General features: G+C 61.8%; 20 protein-coding genes and 1 pseudogene. 10 read left to right on the forward strand and 11 right to left on the reverse strand.

The genetic code is table 11. The features are described from left to right. The first annotated feature begins 4 nt into the window (after window positions 1–4). Complete coding sequence (locus EL22_RS11725; RefSeq protein ID WP_050051679.1) at window positions 5–559, forward strand: hypothetical protein; 555 nt, start codon at window positions 5–7, stop codon at window positions 557–559. Between the two features lie 98 nt (window positions 560–657). Next, complete coding sequence (locus tag EL22_RS11730) at window positions 658–939, forward strand: hypothetical protein (protein WP_156184115.1); 282 nt, start codon at window positions 658–660, stop codon at window positions 937–939. A 15-nt stretch (window positions 940–954) separates the two neighbouring features. Here EL22_RS11730 and EL22_RS11735 read toward each other — a convergent pair whose 3' ends face one another. Continuing rightward, window positions 955–1947, reverse strand: a complete 993-nt coding sequence (locus EL22_RS11735) for a DMT family transporter (RefSeq protein WP_050051681.1) — start codon at window positions 1945–1947, stop codon at window positions 955–957. A 221-nt stretch (window positions 1948–2168) separates the two neighbouring features. Between EL22_RS11735 and EL22_RS11740 the strand changes: the two genes are divergently transcribed. From EL22_RS11740 to EL22_RS11765, 6 genes are all read left to right on the forward strand, one after another. Next, entirely contained in the window at window positions 2169–2723 is a 555-nt protein-coding gene (locus EL22_RS11740; RefSeq protein ID WP_050051682.1) for a helix-turn-helix domain-containing protein, read from the forward strand. A gap of 52 nt (window positions 2724–2775) precedes the next feature. After that, window positions 2776–3627, forward strand: a complete 852-nt coding sequence (locus EL22_RS11745) for an aldo/keto reductase (protein WP_050051683.1) — start codon at window positions 2776–2778, stop codon at window positions 3625–3627. Between the two features lie 156 nt (window positions 3628–3783). Continuing rightward, complete coding sequence (locus EL22_RS11750) at window positions 3784–4164, forward strand: cupin domain-containing protein (protein WP_050051684.1); 381 nt, start codon at window positions 3784–3786, stop codon at window positions 4162–4164. A gap of 2 nt (window positions 4165–4166) precedes the next feature. Beyond that, a complete protein-coding gene (locus EL22_RS11755) occupies window positions 4167–5180 on the forward strand; it encodes an aldo/keto reductase (protein WP_050051685.1) in 1014 nt (337 codons plus the stop codon). Between the two features lie 34 nt (window positions 5181–5214). Continuing rightward, window positions 5215–5898 carry a flavodoxin gene (locus tag EL22_RS11760; RefSeq protein WP_197075895.1) on the forward strand — a complete coding sequence of 228 codons (684 nt, stop codon included), beginning with the start codon at window positions 5215–5217 and terminating at the stop codon, window positions 5896–5898. Window positions 5899–6011: 113 nt separating this feature from the next. Further along, window positions 6012–7376, forward strand: coding sequence for a restriction endonuclease (locus EL22_RS11765; protein ID WP_050051687.1), 1365 nt, complete (start codon window positions 6012–6014; stop codon window positions 7374–7376). Between the two features lie 13 nt (window positions 7377–7389). On the opposite strand, the gene EL22_RS11770 is transcribed toward EL22_RS11765, so the two are convergent. Beyond that, entirely contained in the window at window positions 7390–7962 is a 573-nt protein-coding gene (locus tag EL22_RS11770; protein ID WP_050051688.1) for a hypothetical protein, read from the reverse strand. A 207-nt stretch (window positions 7963–8169) separates the two neighbouring features. On the opposite strand from EL22_RS11770, the gene EL22_RS11775 reads away from it, so the two are divergent. Beyond that, window positions 8170–9033, forward strand: coding sequence for a hypothetical protein (locus tag EL22_RS11775; protein ID WP_231587940.1), 864 nt, complete (start codon window positions 8170–8172; stop codon window positions 9031–9033). 22 nt (window positions 9034–9055) lie between these two features. Here EL22_RS11775 and EL22_RS11780 read toward each other — a convergent pair whose 3' ends face one another. The 9 genes and pseudogenes from EL22_RS11780 to EL22_RS19000 form a co-directional block, all read right to left on the reverse strand. Continuing rightward, on the reverse strand, window positions 9056–9451 hold the full coding sequence (locus EL22_RS11780; protein ID WP_008364319.1) for a hypothetical protein: 396 nt from the start codon (window positions 9449–9451) through the stop codon (window positions 9056–9058). A 73-nt stretch (window positions 9452–9524) separates the two neighbouring features. Continuing rightward, the gene (locus EL22_RS11785; RefSeq protein ID WP_008526065.1) at window positions 9525–9890 is read right to left on the reverse strand and encodes a hypothetical protein; all 366 of its coding nucleotides are present in this window, start codon (window positions 9888–9890) and stop codon (window positions 9525–9527) included. A 3-nt stretch (window positions 9891–9893) separates the two neighbouring features. Then, a complete protein-coding gene (locus tag EL22_RS11790) occupies window positions 9894–10385 on the reverse strand; it encodes a hypothetical protein (RefSeq protein WP_050051791.1) in 492 nt (163 codons plus the stop codon). 106 nt (window positions 10386–10491) lie between these two features. Next, complete coding sequence (locus tag EL22_RS11795; protein ID WP_050051690.1) at window positions 10492–10914, reverse strand: hypothetical protein; 423 nt, start codon at window positions 10912–10914, stop codon at window positions 10492–10494. 121 nt (window positions 10915–11035) lie between these two features. Beyond that, entirely contained in the window at window positions 11036–13408 is a 2373-nt protein-coding gene (locus EL22_RS11800) for a cation-translocating P-type ATPase (protein ID WP_197075896.1), read from the reverse strand. A gap of 60 nt (window positions 13409–13468) precedes the next feature. Beyond that, the gene (locus tag EL22_RS11805) at window positions 13469–14215 is read right to left on the reverse strand and encodes a helix-turn-helix domain-containing protein (protein WP_050051691.1); all 747 of its coding nucleotides are present in this window, start codon (window positions 14213–14215) and stop codon (window positions 13469–13471) included. Window positions 14216–14276: 61 nt separating this feature from the next. Next, the gene (locus EL22_RS11810; RefSeq protein WP_006183450.1) at window positions 14277–14561 is read right to left on the reverse strand and encodes a hypothetical protein; all 285 of its coding nucleotides are present in this window, start codon (window positions 14559–14561) and stop codon (window positions 14277–14279) included. 37 nt (window positions 14562–14598) lie between these two features. Then, window positions 14599–15114: pseudogene (locus tag EL22_RS11815) on the reverse strand (DUF6735 family protein); the annotation flags it as partial. Window positions 15115–15361: 247 nt separating this feature from the next. Then, window positions 15362–15487 carry a hypothetical protein gene (locus EL22_RS19000; protein WP_255349670.1) on the reverse strand — a complete coding sequence of 42 codons (126 nt, stop codon included), beginning with the start codon at window positions 15485–15487 and terminating at the stop codon, window positions 15362–15364. Window positions 15488–15672: 185 nt separating this feature from the next. On the opposite strand from EL22_RS19000, the gene EL22_RS11820 reads away from it, so the two are divergent. Further along, a complete protein-coding gene (locus tag EL22_RS11820) occupies window positions 15673–16443 on the forward strand; it encodes an alpha/beta fold hydrolase (protein ID WP_050051692.1) in 771 nt (256 codons plus the stop codon). The last annotated feature ends 13 nt before the right edge of the window (window positions 16444–16456 follow it).

The raw sequence follows: 16456 nt of genomic DNA on the forward strand, positions 1-16456 counted from the left end.
CGGTATGATGGCGACGACGCACGTGTTCGCGGGGCTCGCAGTCGTCGCTCCAATCGCATACGCCGTTCCCGAACTCGTGGTCCCGCTCGCTATCGGCGCGATCTGTGGCGGACTCGCGCCCGACTTCGATCTCCTCCTCGAGCACCGGCGAACCTTTCACGCGCCCGTGCTCGGCGCACCCCTCGCCGCGCTCGGTATCGTCGTCGCACTGCTCGTTCCGACGGCGATCACCGCCGCGCTCGCGGCCGCCGCGGTCGCCGCCTGGCTCCACTCGGCGAGCGACGCGCTCGGAGGGGGTCCCGAGATGGATCCGTGGACCCACCGGAGCGAACGCGCGGTCTACGACCACGTCCGCTCTACGTGGATCCGACCGCGCCGGTGGGTTCGATACGACGGCGCGCCGGAAGACGCCGCCCTGGCGGTCGGGCTCGCGGTACCCGGGTTGCTCGTCTTCGACGGCTGGGTGAGCGTCGCCATCGTCTGCGGCATCGCCATCTCGGTCGCGTACGCGCTGGTTCGCCGACGACTCGTCGAGTGGACGCCGGAGTGGCTCGAGTGAACGCCGTTCGAAAAATCGACCGCAGACGAGACGACAGCCTCTCCGCCGCGACTGCTCTCGGCCGAGGGTTCATATGCGAAACCGGAACCAACGCGGGTATGAGCGAACACGATTCGGTCGAGCAACGACTCGAGCGGTACTTCATCATCGCTTCCACGCGGTGTTCGAACTGCGGCGACGTTCACGGCACCGTCACCGTCGACGGCGACGCGTACACGGCCGCGGATTTCGGCATCGACTCGCAGGCGGAGTGGTCGGAGACGCTCGACGACGAAGAGGCGTGGATGCAGGCGAATCCGGCGGCAGTCGAGGCCGAGTTAGGAGCGCTCGAGGACGACTGGCCGCACTCGGTCGCGGCGGTGCGAAATCACGTCCTGTAGCGGCGACCGCAAGCATCAGTCGCCGTCGGTCTCGAACCCCGTCTCGCGGCGGTCGTCGCCGTGGAGGTGGATCGGCGGAAGGCGGTGGATCGTCCGAAGAACCGCGCTCTCGAGCGCGGGCACGACTGTGCGGTAGCCGATGATAGTGAACCCAGCGAGGATCACCGCGAATCCGGCGACCGCGAGTCCCGAAAGCTGTTCGCCCAGGACGAGCCAGCCGCCGATCGCGGCGACAGCAGGGGTCGCATAGAACGTCAGGCTCGAACGAATAGCCCCGACCTGGTCGATGAGGTCGAAGTACGCGATGTAGGCGATCGCACCAGCGAAGACGCCGACGTAGACCAGCGCGACGACCGCCCCGACGGTCCACTCGATCGCGGCGACCGACTCGCCCGCGCCGACACTCATCGCGTGGAGCAAGAGCGCGCTGACGGGAAGCGCCCAGGCGGTTCGAACCGTACTCGAGGTCGTCGTCTCGGCGCGTCGAATCAGGACGCCGCCGAGTGCGGCGCTGACGGCGCCGCCGAAGACGATGGCGGTGCCGTAGTCGAGCGCGCTCGAGAGGTTCCCGGGATCGATCCCGATCACCATCGCGACGCCGACGAGTCCGACCGCGGTGCCGACCGCCCCCGCCGGCGTCAGTCGCTCGTCGGCGAGCAAGACGCCGGCGAAAAGCGGCGAGAAGATCGGGACGAGACTGAAGACGATCGATCCGACCGCGCTCGAGACGTACCCTTGTCCGACGAACAGGAGCGCGTTCGCCAGTCCGATCGCGAAGACGCCGGCGGCGAGGATGCCGGCGATATCGCCTCGCGTGCGCGGAACGAGGTCCGCTCGCGGCGTCGTCAGCGCGGCGTAGGCGAGCAGGAGAACGGCCGCGATATCGAAGCGCAAGGCGACGAAAAGCAGCGGCGGGATGTACGCCTGTCCCGCTTTCGCAGCGACGAAGGTTCCGCCGAAGAAGACGCTCGCGAGGACGAACGAAACGGCGATTCGCGTTCGAGACATCTAGCTCACCACCCGACACACTTCTCGAGCAGTCCGAGTAGATGAAAGTTGGTTCCAGATCATCTCTTATGTAGCCGAACGAGGCCGACACACATGAATTAATTCAGTAAATCTTTCAGAGGAAGAAATGCGCTAACGGCGCGCCATCCTTTCGAGCTGAGAAACTCCCGCCAGACCAAATTGAGTGCGTTCACGGACTCTGTTTCGAACAGGACGCCCGGATGTTCATCGTCAAAATTGATTCCGAGATCAATGTCTCAGAAGCCGACTTGGAATCGCTGGACGAAGTCCAAGAGGCGACAACAATCGGCTACGCGGGCGAACAAACCGTCCACAACCTTACGATAGACCTCGACGACGCGATCTCGGAAGTATTCAGTGGGGGCAGTTCCGTAGCGGCCAAACTCGAGCCGACCGTCGTCACACCGGACGGATGGTACGAGAGGAAAGTGTACAAGGACCGTGATGCGTTCATGGAGTCCCGGACCCGCTGTGAGAACTACGGGATCTCGCTCGACCTCATCTCGATGACCTCCACTTCCGCTGCATCGGACGATGCTATCCCGTTTGGGTTGACTGAACGGCAATACGAGGCGCTGACACTCGCGCTCTCTCGTGGCTACTACGAGAGCCCACGCCAGACCTCGACCGAGGAGCTCGCTGCGGAACTCGGCATCTCACAACCCTCGCTCTCGAGACTCCTCAGGCGGGGTGAGCGTCAGCTACTCTCTTCGGCACTCCAAACACAGGAGCACTTAAACACGGTTTCCAATTAGCACCGTCGCTATCTGGCCGTAGTCCCTCTGATTTTGTAGACAGAGACCTACTATGAAGACAGTTGAACTCAACAACGGTGTGGAGATGCCGATTCTCGGATTCGGCACGTATCAAATCGAGGACCTCGACGAGTGCGAACGAAGTGTTTCGGAAGCCCTCGAAACAGGGTATCGACTCATCGATACTGCGGCGTCGTATGAGAACGAGGAGGCGGTCGGGCGGGCAATCGAGAAGAGCGACGTGCCGCGAGACGAGGTGTTCGTTACGTCAAAACTCTGGGTGCAGGACACCGGCTACGAGGCTACGTTGGACGCGTTCGAGCGATCGTTGGACCGACTGGGCCTCGACTACCTCGACCTGTTTCTGATTCATCAGCCCTACGGCGACGTCCACTGTTCGTGGCAGGCTATGGAAGACCTCTACGAGGACGGCAAGATCAGGGCCATTGGAGTCAGCAACTTCCACCCCGACCGGGTGATGGACCTCATGGTCCACAACGATGTCGTCCCAGCCGTCAATCAGATCGAGACGCATCCCTTCTACCAACGAACCGAGGATGCAGCATTCCTCGAGGAACAGGACATCCAACACGAGTCGTGGGGGCCGTTCGCCGAAGGCCAGAACGACATCTTCGAACACGACGTGTTGACCACGATCGGAGACCGCCACGGCAAATCCGCTGCACAGGTAGTGCTTCGATGGCTCATCCAGCGCGAAATCGTCGCCATTCCGAAGTCGGTTCACGCCGACCGGATCGCCGAGAATTTCGATGTCTTCGACTTCGAACTCACCAAGGAGGAAATGGAGACGATTTCGGAACTAGACGAAGGAGAAAGCCAGTTCTTCGACCACCGAGACCCGGAGATGGTGAAGTGGTTGGGGGAGGCTGAACGGGACACGTGAGCTGATCTGAGCGCTCTCCCTACGTGACCTATCCGTCTCTCAGACCCGATCTTCGGTATCCCCTTCGCCACTTCAGAGACGACGGGAGTTAAATACGGTTTCCAGATAGCATCGAAGTCTTGGATATCAAACCCGCAATTCGCAAACGTACAAAACATGGATGTGACAAACGTTCCGGCCGCTAATAGAGAAGAATCCGATCACCCGGCCCAAGTGACGACGGCGCTCGTTTCGGATGGTGTTTCGAGCGAGTTCGACGGGAACACCGTCCGCTCGGTGGAAGTTACGTTCCGACCGGGAGAACGAACCAAATTCCACACGCATGCTGGCGTACAGGTGTTGTACGTCACTGAAGGCGAAGGGATCGTCGCGACCCGCAACGGAGAACGTGAGGTCTCGGAGGGCGACCTGATCGTCTTCGAGCCTGATGAAGAGCACTGGCACGGGAACACACGGAATGCCGATTTGCCGTTCAGCCACCTCGCCTTCATGGCTGAACCGGACGGATCTGAAGTAACTGCCCTCGAAGAACCATAACCATGGAATACACGACTCTCGGTTCGACCGGAATGGAGGTCAGCCGCATCTGTCTCGGCGGGATGAGTTTCGGCGTGAGCGACTTGCACGACTGGACGCTCGACGAGGAGGGCTCGCGCGAGATCATCGAACGCGCGATTGACCTCGGTATCAACTTCTTCGACACGGCCAACGCGTACTCGAACGGGGAGTCCGAGGAGATCATCGGGGACGTTCTCGGAGAGTACGACCGCGACGAACACGTCGTCGCCACGAAATGCTACTTCCCCACGAACCTCTTCTCCGATGCGGACGAACCACACCCGAACGCGTCGGGACTCTCCCGGAAGACTGTCGAACAGGAACTGGAGAATTCGCTAGACCGACTGGGGATGGATACCGTTGACCTCTACCAGATCCACCGGTGGGACTACGAGACACCCATCGAGCAAACGCTGCGTGCCCTTGATGACGCAGTACGACGCGGGAAGGTTCGATACATCGGCGCGTCGTCGATGTGGACTCACCAGTTCGCCGAGGCACTGTACACCAGCGAGCACCTAGATCTTGAACAGTTCGTGTCGATGCAGGACCACTACAACCTCGTCTACCGCGAAGGCGAGCGGGAGATGTTCCCCTTCTGCGAGAAAGAAGACATCGGCGTCATCCCGTGGAGTCCGCTCGCACAAGGATACCTCACCCGCCCCCACGAAGAGATGACGGCGACGACCCGCGGCGAAGAGCTCACCGAGACGCACGAGGAATACCGGATGGGCGGCGGACCGGCCGTCAACGAGCGAGTTGAGGAACTCGCTGCGGAGAAGGGGGTGACGATGGCACAGCTCTCGCTGGCGTGGTTACTCCACCAGGACGTCGTTGATGCGCCGATCGTCGGCACCACCAGCGTCGAACATCTCGAACAAGCCGTCGAAGCACTCGATACCGACCTGACGGATTCAGAGCTAGAGTACTTGGAAGAACCGTACGAGCCCCTGCCGATTGCTGGCGCTCCTGTCCCTGGGTCGGAAGCCAACTAGCGCCTCAGTAATCTGAGGACTCAGTCACTCCACAATGAGAGAGAATACCCTAAGCACTTCGAACGATTCAGAGATCGATAGAACGAGTCGGCGTAAACTGCTAGGGGCAGCTGCAGTGGCAGGAGGGGGCTTCCTTGCGGGATGTATACACCAGAGCGGGTCCGAGACGGAAGAGCAGAATACCCCCTCCCAAACTGCGGATGAGGACAGCGTACTGATCGTGTTTTTCTCTCGTACGGAAAACACCCAAGCTGTCGCTGAAATCATTCAGCAAGAAGTGGGTGGAGAGGTGTTCGAAGTGTTGCCGGCAGATCCGTACCCCGTCGATTACGACACGCTCGTCTCACAGGTAGACCAAGAAAACGAAGAGGGCTACACCCCGCCTCTCCAATGTAACGTGGAGAATATCGAGGCGTATGACACCGTATTTTTCGGTGCCCCGACGTGGGATATGCAGTTGCCACCGCCGATGAAGACCTTTCTGAGTGAACACGATTTGGGCGGGAAGACTGTGGTCCCGTTCAATACGAATGGTGGGTATGGCGTCGGGAGTAGCTTTCAAACGATAGAAGACCGCTGTCCAGATGCCGACGTACGGGAGGGCTTCTCCACGAGGGGTGGGTTGGAGAGAGATGGTGTGTACTTGGCAATCCAAGACGATCGGAGAGAGGAAGTCAGGACGGAAGTGACGGACTGGTTACAGAGGATTCGGATGTAATCTCGGCCTTGCCGGTGCCGCGGCCCCACCCCTCTCAGCGGTTCAACAAACAGGACGGCGTAGCGTTCGGCAACGTATTTGGCAGTTGCAACGTACTGTCCACATAATTGAGGATGGCTGTACTGGACGATCTCTCGGGGTTCGAGTTCGAGGACGTGATGGAGGACGTGTTCCGGAACCTCGGCTACGAGAACGTCCGCCAGGCCGACCGCACGGCTGACGAGGGTCGCGACGTCATCATGGAGGAGGTCGTCGACGGCACCCGGCGTGCGATCATCGTCGAGTGCAAGCACACGGGGACAGTCGGGCGGCCGGTCGTCCAGAAGCTTCACTCAGCGATCGCGACGTTCGACTTCGACGGCCCGAAACGCGGAATGGTCGTCACGACCGGCCGGTTTACGAACCCTGCTCAGGAGTACGCCGACCGCCTCCAGCAGAACGACGACCCACATCCAATCGAGCTGCTCGATGGCGAGGACCTCCGGGAGATCGCCGACGAGATCGGCCTCGACCTCTACAACGGTCGCATCGAGATTCTCTGCGACGAGACGCTCCGCCCGTACGATCCAGCCGCCGACGTCGACGCGCCAGTCACGGAGGCGTTCCGCGACATCGAGAACATCGAGGCCGCCGACCTCCAAGACCCACACTCATCGGTGACGTTCCGCCCGGTGGTCGCTGTCACCGCGGACACGAACGCTGTCTTCGAGACGTCGGTGGGCGTCATCCACCGGATCAACGACCGGACCCGATTCGTCGCCCACGCCGAACGCGGGCAGCCGCAGGTCGTCGATGAGGACGTCGGGACGCTGGTCACCGAGAATCTCCACGCGACGGTCGACCTCGATGCGGAGCAGTTCGGAGAGGTGTTCGACGACGTCGAGGAGCGGCGGTTCGGGCAGACGCAAACGGAGTACAAGGAGTGGGCCGTCGAGCGACTCCAGCAGCACCACACGACGACGGTGACCTACACCGGCGACAACAACGTCACGTACAACAAGACCTGTGAGCCGAACCGCTCGGACATCTCTGTCCAGTCGATCGAACCAGTGTACCTCCCAGAAGTTCGGCACACTACCGACGTCCAGGAGTACACCTACCCCTACGAGTACTACGCGGCAGGCCCGTCGAGAGTGACCGCCGAGGACGGCATCCATCAGTGCGTCCACTGTGACACGAGTGGCGTCACCGAGACGTACACCTACTGTCCGAACTGCGGGGCGATCGCCTGCACCAGCCACATCAAAACGGAGCGGCTGGAGGGCGAGCCGATCTGTACCGGCTGTGCGGTGACGGAACGGTTTGCGCTGAAGATGAAGTACTTCTACGACGAGGAAAATCTCGAGGCGTTCCGCGAGGAGTACGCCGATATGCCGCTTCACGAGAAGGCGATGGAGAACAAGTGGCTGGCCGGGGGAAGCGTTGTTGCGACGATTCTGCTCGTCGTCGGACTACTCGTCATCGGCGGCATCATCTGAGCGGGCTCAGTGTTCACGCCGGCTCAGCGACCATCTCTTCGAGCGCGTGCTCAAGCGGGCCGTGGAACTGCCAGCTAGCCCGATCGAAGGCTTCCTCGGTCGGACCATCCCAGCGTGGGAAGGCGGAGTGACCACTCACCTTGACGGTCCACTTGGAGGGGTCGTCGAACGGGTTCCGGGTCGGAAGCTCGACGACGTAGAGGTACTCTTCGTCGCCGTGAATGCCGTCGGCCGGATTCTCGACACCGTGTCCGAGCAGGAACATCGGCTGGTCGAGGTGCTCCATATTGTCCGGGTCGAGGAGATCCGAGGGTTGGTCAGCGTGGATGCTCCGGTCACGCCCTTCGTCCACGTAGAGGGTCATCGTCGAGAGCGTGTCGAGGAACAGGAACTGGGCAGCGGCGTACGCAGGCCCGCGCTCTGTTCGTGTCTCGTCCAGCAGCTGCTTCAGCTGGTCCAGGTCACGGAGGACGCTATCGGGATAGCCGTCCGAGTGTCGGTAGATTTGTGCGATGCGGTCGGTATCGGACTGTTCGCCTGCGGTCTCGCTCCGTTGGATGAACCGGAGTTGACTTCGTGTCGACATCGATCACCGCCGACGCGGGTGCGCCGGCACCCATCGCCGGCGCAGAAACAACCTCTCCTGAATCGAGTGGAGTCGCTGGAATCTCGCCGAAGGGTTGTCACTGGACAACTTAAACCCGGTTAAAAATGAATTCCAAAATTCGCAAGATAGCGGTCGGGCGGGGTCCTTGCTCGGAAACTGATGCTGTTCCAGCCCAAAGGTATGCGTATGTCATCGGAGTCTGAGAGGAGCTCACCGCTCCCCGATTCGGATGAGATCGCCAGGCGGGCCGAACGGCAGCGTAGCCTGTACGAGGAGGCCGCCGAGAATCCAGACCGGGTGGTACCTGCGATGTTCATCGAGGACTGCGCCCGGTGTGAAACACTCGCCGACAAGCGGCGTCGTGAGGGCTTCTATAAACACTTCTATCGGACACTCCCTGACCGAGAGACGGCGAAGCTGTCCAGCGACGATCTCCCCGAGGAGATTCAGTCCGCTGCGCCCGTCCATCGTGCAATCGATGATACGACTCTCAAGGACGAGAGCGCCGACGTGGCGTCCGTCTCGGAGCTGTGGGAGCAGATTGGTACTGGTGAGCACCCAGGCAAGCTGTGTCAAGCTCCGTTGGTCCACTACATCGACCGTGAGGACTGCTATATCCACGCAGAGCCAACGCGGGTCGGCTTCAGCTGTGGTCTCCCCGTGTTCGTGTATAAACGCCGGCAATCGGACAACCACTACGGAGTCTTCTTCTCTAGTGAGAAGGCGTATCTGTGGCTCTGTGGATGGATTCTTCACGCTAACGGATTCTTCGACCCGAAGGAGTTCATCCCATCACTCTATTTCTTGAAGGCCTCGGACCCATCTACTGTTGCTCCTGAGCTGGTGTCCAAAACAGAAGATCTCGTGTTTCGTAACGGATTCCCCGGCGTAGACGCGCCCGAAATCACAGACCTGCCGGACGGGGTCAATCTGTACCAATTCCCGTACAGCAAGGACACGTATGCGGATCAGTTTGCTCGATGGCGCCGTCTCTACTTCGACGATCGAACCCCTCGTGGATGCGGGTCCTGCGACGTGTGTCGGGCGTAAATTCACCGCCCTAACGCGTGCTCTACGCTAGGTGCGACACCTCTGATGGTTCCTCGACGTCGTCGAACTCGCCGCGCTCGACAGGTTCCCAGTCCTCCCCCGGCTCTGGACTCCACCAGTCGACCTTGTAGGCGCCCGGTGCGCCGAAGATTTTCACGCGGGCCGACCCATCAGGCAGGTCGCGGCGCAGTTTCTCGTCGACGTGGAGGTTCCAGGTCGTGGTTGAATCGAAGCAGGCGAGCACGGCCTCCTCGTAGCCGCGCGTCTCTCGGGATTCCTGGAGTTCGACCTGGGTGTTGCAGTTCTTGCAGAACACCCCCTCGAACGGGATGTGGGTGAAGACCTCCTGCCCGCAGACGGGACACCAGAGGAACTCGAACAGTGCCTCGCTGTGTCGGTCAAGTACTTCGAGACTCATTGGTTGACTCACCCGGTCGTACCGGGCCACCACCTCGTGCCCGGCCGAAAAACAGCGCCCACCGCTCACTCACTCACCGTTCGGCGCCGTAGACGATGCGTGAGGGGGCTTCGTACCCACAGTCGGGGCAGTCGTACCATCGCTGGATTTTCGCCCCGTCTGCTGCCTTCTCGCCGACGCGAACGTCGTTGTTCGGACACTCCGGGCAGCTGAGGTCCGGGGCCGGCCGCTCCCGGAGTTCGTCACGGAACGACGTTGCGTCCTTCGTCTCGTACCCCCGCGACCACACCGGGTAGCCGTCGACGAGGATTGCTCCGCGCCACTTGTACCGGTAGGAATCCGGGGCTCGATGCAGGACGGCTCGCGCACCGGTCTCGGTGTTCCGATACGCAAGCGTCGGCGAGCGGCTCTCGCGTCGCCAGTTGGTGATCCTGGGCATTATTCAGAAGTGGACGTCAGCGGGTACGATCCAGAGCTCCTCACTCTCCTCGAGGAGTCGATCCAGCTGTCCACGGTGACGAATGCCGGTTCCGTGTTCGGTGTACAGGAAGATCGTCGGGCCGTCGTACGCACCGACCTGGTGGAAGGCGTGCCGGGCGAGGTCCTCGTCGCGCATGATCTCCTCGTCGGAGAGCTCGTCGATGGCCTCCTTCACCCGGTCGAGATTACGCTCGAATTCCTCCTTCGTCGCCTCCCAGCCACGCTCGAGCAGGTCCTGGCCGTCATCGGAGTCGACGGGGGCTGCCGTCGGCAACTCCCCCCATCGCGCCTTCCCCGCAACGGACGTATCCTCCTCATCGAAAGTCACGTGGTAGTCGAAGACGGCGCCGGCGTGTGGGTCCGCGCCGACCAAGCGGTCGAACACCGTCTTTCCGGTGGCCAGTGCGTCGTCGTGGGTCGATTCTTCTACCAGAGCGTAAATTACCATGTGCATCTCGAACACCTCGAAACGCCGACGCACCGGGAGTGATTGCTCGCTCGCTCCAGCTGCGCCGGCACCCATCGCCGGCGCTCGAAAAACCTGATCTAGCGGTCGATTTTTAGGACTCGTTCGCTCGGTCGACTGTGATGGTTAGATCGCCCGACGCGTAGTCGGCCTCGAAGTCGACCGCGAACGCGTCCGCCTCGTAGGCGGCGTGGTAGGCGCGGTGGCGTTCGAGCGAGCCTGTCGCCTTGAAGTGGAAGAACGCAGCCGACGTGTAGGGCTTACTCTGCGTCTCGATTTGCGTTTCGACTGACGCCGGAAGTGCGATCTGTGGCGTGTCGGTGTCAACACTCGCAGCGAACTCCTTTGCCTCCTTGACGGTCGCCTGCGAATGGGCGGGCGTCTCACCGGTTAGCACGTTCATCGGCGTCTCCGTGTCGTCGGTGAACAGGACATCGTGGAAGGTGCGCGTCCCGAGGACTGCGTCAGGACCTAACTCGCAATCGTGGAATGGATCGTCGTCTGGATTCTCGGGCATCAAATCACGAGCCCACGGTGGGGCTCAGTCCTTTCTGCCCCAGACAAACCACAACTTGTCTCGATGTAGCGGAGGTAAGTCCCGAAAAAAGAGCGTCCTGCCCGCACTTCCCGCCGCAGAATCAGGCGTCGATGATTCGATCGGGCTCAATCCGGGACAACCGCATCGCGTTCCCGGTGACGCCGAGGCTCATCCCCATATCTCCGACAACGACTGCCAGCGCAACGCTGACCAGGCCCAGCGGCACGCCTAGAGCGAGTAGGAGCTTCACGCCGAGGCTGGCCCAGATGTTTTGCCGGATCACACCGTTGGCCGTATGCGACAGATCGTACAGGTACGGGAGTTTCCCGATGTCGTCGCCCATCAACGCAATATCAGCCGTTTCGAGGGCGGTGTCGGTGCCCGCCGCGCCCATCGCGATGCCGACCTCCGCAGTGGCGAGCGCGGGGGCGTCATTGATGCCGTCGCCGACCATCGCAACCTCCCCGTACTCCGCCTGTAACTCTTCGACTGCGTCGACCTTCTCGTCGGGCAGGAGTTCGGCGCGATACTCATCGACACCGACCTGCTCGGCGATGGCGCGGGCGGTGCCCTCGTTGTCGCCGGTCAGCATCACCACGCGCTCGACGCCCAGCTCGTGCAGGCGTTCGACAGCCCGCTTCGAGGCCGGGCGAACCTCGTCGGCGATGGCGATCGCACCCAGCAGTTCCGACTCCGTCCCGACGATGACGACCGTCTTGCCCTCCCGCTCCAGCGCGGAGAGTGCATTCTCGGCAAACGCCCCGTCGTCGGACTCTGACGACTCTTCCGCTACGACGCCGCCGTCCGTCTCGCGGCGTGCTCGAGCGAGGTCGAAGCCCAGCTCCTCGAAGAGCGCGGGCTTGCCCGCATAGTACGTCTTGCCGTCGATCTCGCCCCGGATGCCCTTCCCCGTGAGGCTCTCGAAACTCGTCGCATCGGGCAGATTACCCACGCCCGTCTCCTCAGCACGGGCGAGAATGGCCGCAGCGATGGGGTGCTCACTGCGACGCTCCAGTCCGGCGGCGCGACGGAGCAGATCGTCCTCCGTGGTGTCACCGACCGGGACGACATCGGTGACGGCGAGTTCGCCCTTCGTGAGCGTCCCCGTCTTGTCGAGCGCGACGGCATCGACTTCGCCCATCGCCTCGAGGTAGTTGCCGCCCTTGATCAGGACGCCGTTCTTCGCGGCGCTCGTAATTCCCGACACCACCGAGACGGGCGTCGAGATGACGAACGCACAGGGACAGGCGATCACCAGCAGGGTGAGCCCCCGGATGAACCACGTCTGCCAGTCGCTCGCGAAGGTGAACCCGTACCCGGCCAGGTCGACCGAGATGGGGTCGGCGATGACCAGCGGCGGGATTGCGGCGGTCAGGATTGCCAGCACGACGACGAGGGGTGTGTAGTAGCCGGAGAAGCGGTCGACGAACTGCTCAGACTCGGTCTTCTTCGCCTGTGCGCCCTGGACCATCTCGATGATGCGCGAGAGCGTCGAATCGCCAGCGGTTGAGGTGACCTCTACCTCGAGGTACCCCTCTTCGTTGATCGCGCCGGCGTAGACCTCGTCGCCCGTCTGCTTGTCGACGGGGACGCTCTCGCCCGTGATCGGCGACTGGTCGACTGCACTCCCGCCTTCGATAACCGTTCCGTCGAGCGGAATCTTGTCGCCGGGGCGGACGACGACGGTCTCGCCAACGTCGACCTCCTCGGCGGGAACGGTCACTTCCTCACCGTCGCGAAGGACGGTCGCCTCGTCGGGCGAGAGTTCCATCAGCTCGCGCAGGGAGTCCCGTGCCCTGTCCATCGCGTAGTCCTCGAGCAGCTCGGCGATGCTGAATAGGACGGCCAGCGTCGCCGCCTCGACGAAGTAGCCGATACCGGTCGCCGCGATGATCGCCGTCCCCATCAGCAGGTCGATGTCGAGGCTTCGGTTCTTCGCGGAGTAGTACCCGCTACGGACGACCGGGATGCCGCTGGCGGCGACGGCGCCGAGGAACAGGACATCTGCGATGTGGAGCGGGTACTCGAGGACGCTCGCCACCGTGGCGTTCTGTCCGGTGAGGAGGAACTCAAAGAGGAGGCCGAGCGTGACGAACGCCGCGCCGAGCCACGTCTTCTTCGCGCGAGGACTCGTCCAGACCTCCGATGGTGGCGCGATGTCGACGCCATCGGCCGCCTGGTTGTCCTCATCATCGCCCTCGGCGTCCGAGCCCCCGACGACCTCGTAGCCGGCGCCTTCAATCGCCTTGACTACGTCGGCTTCGCTAGTTCGATCAGGGTCGTACGTGACGTTGGCCGTGCCGGTGGTCGGCTGGAGCGTGACGTCAGTAATGCCGTCGACACGCTGGAGGCTCTTGTTCACCTTTTGGGCGCAAGAGGGACAGTCCATCTCGGGAACGGCGAGGCGGGCGGTCAGCTCACGTCGCTGTCCGCCGCCGCTCGTTCCTCCTGCTGCGTCCGGATTCTCTGTCATCACGTCATGGTAGGAGCGGGAGTTCGATATGTCTTTGTTGGAATATTCCAACTACTGCCCTCAGTGGGATGCCAGCCGTTCTTCCGCTACCCGCTCGCCGGCGACATGTTGCTTCGCCAAATGTTCTTCCGCCCGACGGAGTCGGTAGGTGAGTGTTGACCGTGGCACGTCGAGATGCTCTGCGAGTTCTCCAACATCGACCTCGCGGGGTGATTCGTAGTAGCCGTGTTCGACGGCGGCCTGGAGAGCAGCCTCTTGGGCTGGAGGCAATCCACTTGGTGTTCCGTCGCTTCCCCTAGCTGATGTTGTGTCCGCTGTGCGGAGCATCTCCATCTGGGCGCACTCCCCGACGGCGACTTTGAGAGCGTCGAAGAACGCCGCCACGTCGCCATCGCCGGAGTGGATGAGTCGCCACGTGTAGTGGCGGCCCTCGTGACGAGTCTCGAACAGCACGCCGTCGCCGAGGTGGTCGCGAGCGATGTGGGGGACTGAGGCGCAGGTCGGAGTGCGCTCCCAATCTGAGTAGAGGATGAGCGCGTCGTCCGTGCGGTCGAGGACGCGGGTGGTCTGTGTGGCGTTGCAGTCCTCGGTGGCGAGACAGTCAGCGTAGTAGTCGCCGTTGAGAAAGGCGTCCTCGATGGCGTTGAGCGCCTCAGGCGTACCGGTGGCATGGTCGACCCGCCAGAGACGCTCGGCAGTGGCGTGCAGCGAGAGCGAGCGAACGCGAGCGTCGGGGTGGTCGGCGAGGGCGTCCGCCACCCTGTTGCAGCCGGGCTCGTATTCGAGAGCGAAGACGAGTTCGCGCATACCCCGTCTAAGGCCTGCTACGACATAACCCATGGCCTGCAGCGTTGTCGACCAGTAGATCTCAGATTACGTCGTCAGGGTCGTGAACTTCCTGCATTCGCTGTGCTTCGGCCGCGTATTGCTCCTGGAGGTCGGGGTCATCGACCATGCCAAGATTGCCGGGTTCAGCATCGACTGCTGCTGTCGTATCTCGGACGTCGGTGAAGGACGTGAGTGCGCGTTCCTTCCGATAGTACTGTTCTCCATCGGGTGTTGCGTAGGTGAGGATGATCAGGTTCTGCTCGTCATCGGAGTACGTCCGTTCGACAAGCCAAACACGAACGTCATCTTCAGACTGATTTGACATACTTAGACATCCCCCGATATCCACTAAGGGATTGGTGTTACGGCTTGCCGAGACTCGCTGTCTCGAAGGGTGACTCTCCGGTCGGAATGAGCAGCTCCTGTCGGTCTCCGACCCGCTCGGCGAGCTTCCGTTTCAGGCACTGTCTCGCCGTCGACGGCGTGAAGACGCCTTTGTCGAGCATTTCGCCGACGACGTCTTTGAGGGCCGCGAACTGTCCCTGCAGGTGGCCGTCGCCGACCGGCTCGCCGTCGTACCAGCGCACCGTCGCGAGCGCGCCGTTCCCGACCGTCTCTCCCTGCTCGACCGTCTCCGAGTCGTACTGGAGCCCGAACCACAGCGTCCGATAGGCGGTCACCTCGAACGTCGTCGACACCACGAAGAACGCCTCGTGGTGGAGGTAGTCGAGATGGTCCGCGACGATCTCGTCGAGGGTGAGCCCGGTGGCGCGGGGTTTCGGCTCGACGACCGTCGACGGTCGATCCTCGCCAGCGAGGTAGCCGTCGACCGCATCTGCCTCGATGCCATCGGCCAGCTCTGTGAGGAGCTGTTTCGCTGACTCTCTTGAAACCTTCTAATACACACTTGTGGTGGAACGGTCGATAGGTAGATCCTGCGAATGAAACAGTCAGCTCGTAAGAGTCGTGTCGGGAGAAAAAAAATCTACCTCCGTCACAACGGTCCGACGTACGTCGCCTCACTTTGGCCTACGGTACCGATTCGGTTCTCGGAAGCGCAGAGAGTAAGCGAGGCGATCGTGGCGGTCAAGGCGCGGGTGAGTTGTGAGAAGTTACGTCTCCAAATCAAACGTCTCGAATCGTTCTAGTGTATTCTTCAAAGTCCTCCGCCCTCTTTTCGGCGTACTTTTTGAAGATCTGATCTGTGGAGAACCTCACTTCAACATCTTGATCTGAGAGTCGTTCCAGCATGTAACTAACCCTAAGTTAGGCACGATAGTATTTATATCTTTCGCCGAAAAATCGCCGGAAGGGATCGAGGTGGCGGAAAAGACATTGCACGCAGTTCCGTCACCCGGTAGTGTCATATTAGGCGCGTTCTCGCAGGGTCGACGCGAACTCGTATATTTATGCGAGTCGTTATCCTTTGACACTATATGGACACGGTCACCCATCACGGACGGGAGACGGCCTTCGTCGCGACCGCAGGTGAGCGCTCCGAGGAAACGATCTGTTTCGTCCACGGCAGCGGAACATCACACACTGTCTGGGAGTCTCAAAATTCGCTATCGGACCGGTACGACCTCGTCTCGCTCGATCTGAGCGGCCACGGCGCGTCCGACGACGTTCGGGCCGACGCCGGCTACGCGACGCTGTCCGCCTACAGCGACGACCTGCTCGCCGTCGTCGAGGAGACGGACGCCACCGCCGTCGTCGGGAGTTCGCTCGGCGGTGCCGTTACCCTCCACGCGCTGCTCGAGCGGTCTTTCGAGCCCGACAAAGTGATTCTGACCGGGACGGGCGCGCGAATGGGCGTCCTCGAGGATCTGTTGGCCTGGCTCGAGTCGGATTTCGAACGGGCTATCGAGTTCCTCCACGAACCCGATCGGCTCTTTCACGATCCGAATCCCGAACTGCTCGAGGCCTCTCGTGATCGAATGCGCGCATGCGGGCGACGGACTGTGGCGCGGGACTTTCGTACCTGCCATCGCTTCGACGTGCGCTCTGATCTCGGCGAGATCGACGTCCCCACACTCGCGGTCTGTGGCGAGTACGACCAGCTCACGCCGCCGTGGTATCACGAGTTTCTCGTGGACGAACTGCCGGACGGCGAGTACGCGACCATCGACGACGCGGCGCACCTGCCGATGCTCGAGCGACCCGACGCGTTCAACGAGACGCTAGACGATTTTCTGGAATTGCGGTAGCGAGCCACGAGGG

It is taken from the genome of Halostagnicola sp. A56 (assembly GCF_000691505.1).
Taxonomy (GTDB): Archaea; Halobacteriota; Halobacteria; order Halobacteriales; family Natrialbaceae; genus Halostagnicola.

Excerpts from the sequence above, each read along its gene's own strand:
- EL22_RS11725 (WP_050051679.1), top strand. The coding sequence starts at position 5 with ATGATGGCGACGACGCACGTGTTCGCGGGGCTCGCAGTCGTCGCTCCA.
- EL22_RS11730 (WP_156184115.1), top strand. The coding sequence starts at position 658 with ATGAGCGAACACGATTCGGTCGAGCAACGACTCGAGCGGTACTTCATC.
- EL22_RS11735 (WP_050051681.1), bottom strand. The coding sequence starts at position 1,947 with ATGTCTCGAACGCGAATCGCCGTTTCGTTCGTCCTCGCGAGCGTCTTC.
- EL22_RS11740 (WP_050051682.1), top strand. The coding sequence starts at position 2,169 with ATGTTCATCGTCAAAATTGATTCCGAGATCAATGTCTCAGAAGCCGAC.
- EL22_RS11745 (WP_050051683.1), top strand. The coding sequence starts at position 2,776 with ATGAAGACAGTTGAACTCAACAACGGTGTGGAGATGCCGATTCTCGGA.
- EL22_RS11750 (WP_050051684.1), top strand. The coding sequence starts at position 3,784 with ATGGATGTGACAAACGTTCCGGCCGCTAATAGAGAAGAATCCGATCAC.
- EL22_RS11755 (WP_050051685.1), top strand. The coding sequence starts at position 4,167 with ATGGAATACACGACTCTCGGTTCGACCGGAATGGAGGTCAGCCGCATC.
- EL22_RS11760 (WP_197075895.1), top strand. The coding sequence starts at position 5,215 with ATGAGAGAGAATACCCTAAGCACTTCGAACGATTCAGAGATCGATAGA.
- EL22_RS11765 (WP_050051687.1), top strand. The coding sequence starts at position 6,012 with ATGGCTGTACTGGACGATCTCTCGGGGTTCGAGTTCGAGGACGTGATG.
- EL22_RS11770 (WP_050051688.1), bottom strand. The coding sequence starts at position 7,962 with ATGTCGACACGAAGTCAACTCCGGTTCATCCAACGGAGCGAGACCGCA.
- EL22_RS11775 (WP_231587940.1), top strand. The coding sequence starts at position 8,170 with ATGTCATCGGAGTCTGAGAGGAGCTCACCGCTCCCCGATTCGGATGAG.
- EL22_RS11780 (WP_008364319.1), bottom strand. The coding sequence starts at position 9,451 with ATGAGTCTCGAAGTACTTGACCGACACAGCGAGGCACTGTTCGAGTTC.
- EL22_RS11785 (WP_008526065.1), bottom strand. The coding sequence starts at position 9,890 with ATGCCCAGGATCACCAACTGGCGACGCGAGAGCCGCTCGCCGACGCTT.
- EL22_RS11790 (WP_050051791.1), bottom strand. The coding sequence starts at position 10,385 with ATGCACATGGTAATTTACGCTCTGGTAGAAGAATCGACCCACGACGAC.
- EL22_RS11795 (WP_050051690.1), bottom strand. The coding sequence starts at position 10,914 with ATGCCCGAGAATCCAGACGACGATCCATTCCACGATTGCGAGTTAGGT.
- EL22_RS11800 (WP_197075896.1), bottom strand. The coding sequence starts at position 13,408 with ATGACAGAGAATCCGGACGCAGCAGGAGGAACGAGCGGCGGCGGACAG.
- EL22_RS11805 (WP_050051691.1), bottom strand. The coding sequence starts at position 14,215 with ATGCGCGAACTCGTCTTCGCTCTCGAATACGAGCCCGGCTGCAACAGG.
- EL22_RS11810 (WP_006183450.1), bottom strand. The coding sequence starts at position 14,561 with ATGTCAAATCAGTCTGAAGATGACGTTCGTGTTTGGCTTGTCGAACGG.
- EL22_RS19000 (WP_255349670.1), bottom strand. The coding sequence starts at position 15,487 with ATGCTGGAACGACTCTCAGATCAAGATGTTGAAGTGAGGTTCTCCACA.
- EL22_RS11820 (WP_050051692.1), top strand. The coding sequence starts at position 15,673 with ATGGACACGGTCACCCATCACGGACGGGAGACGGCCTTCGTCGCGACC.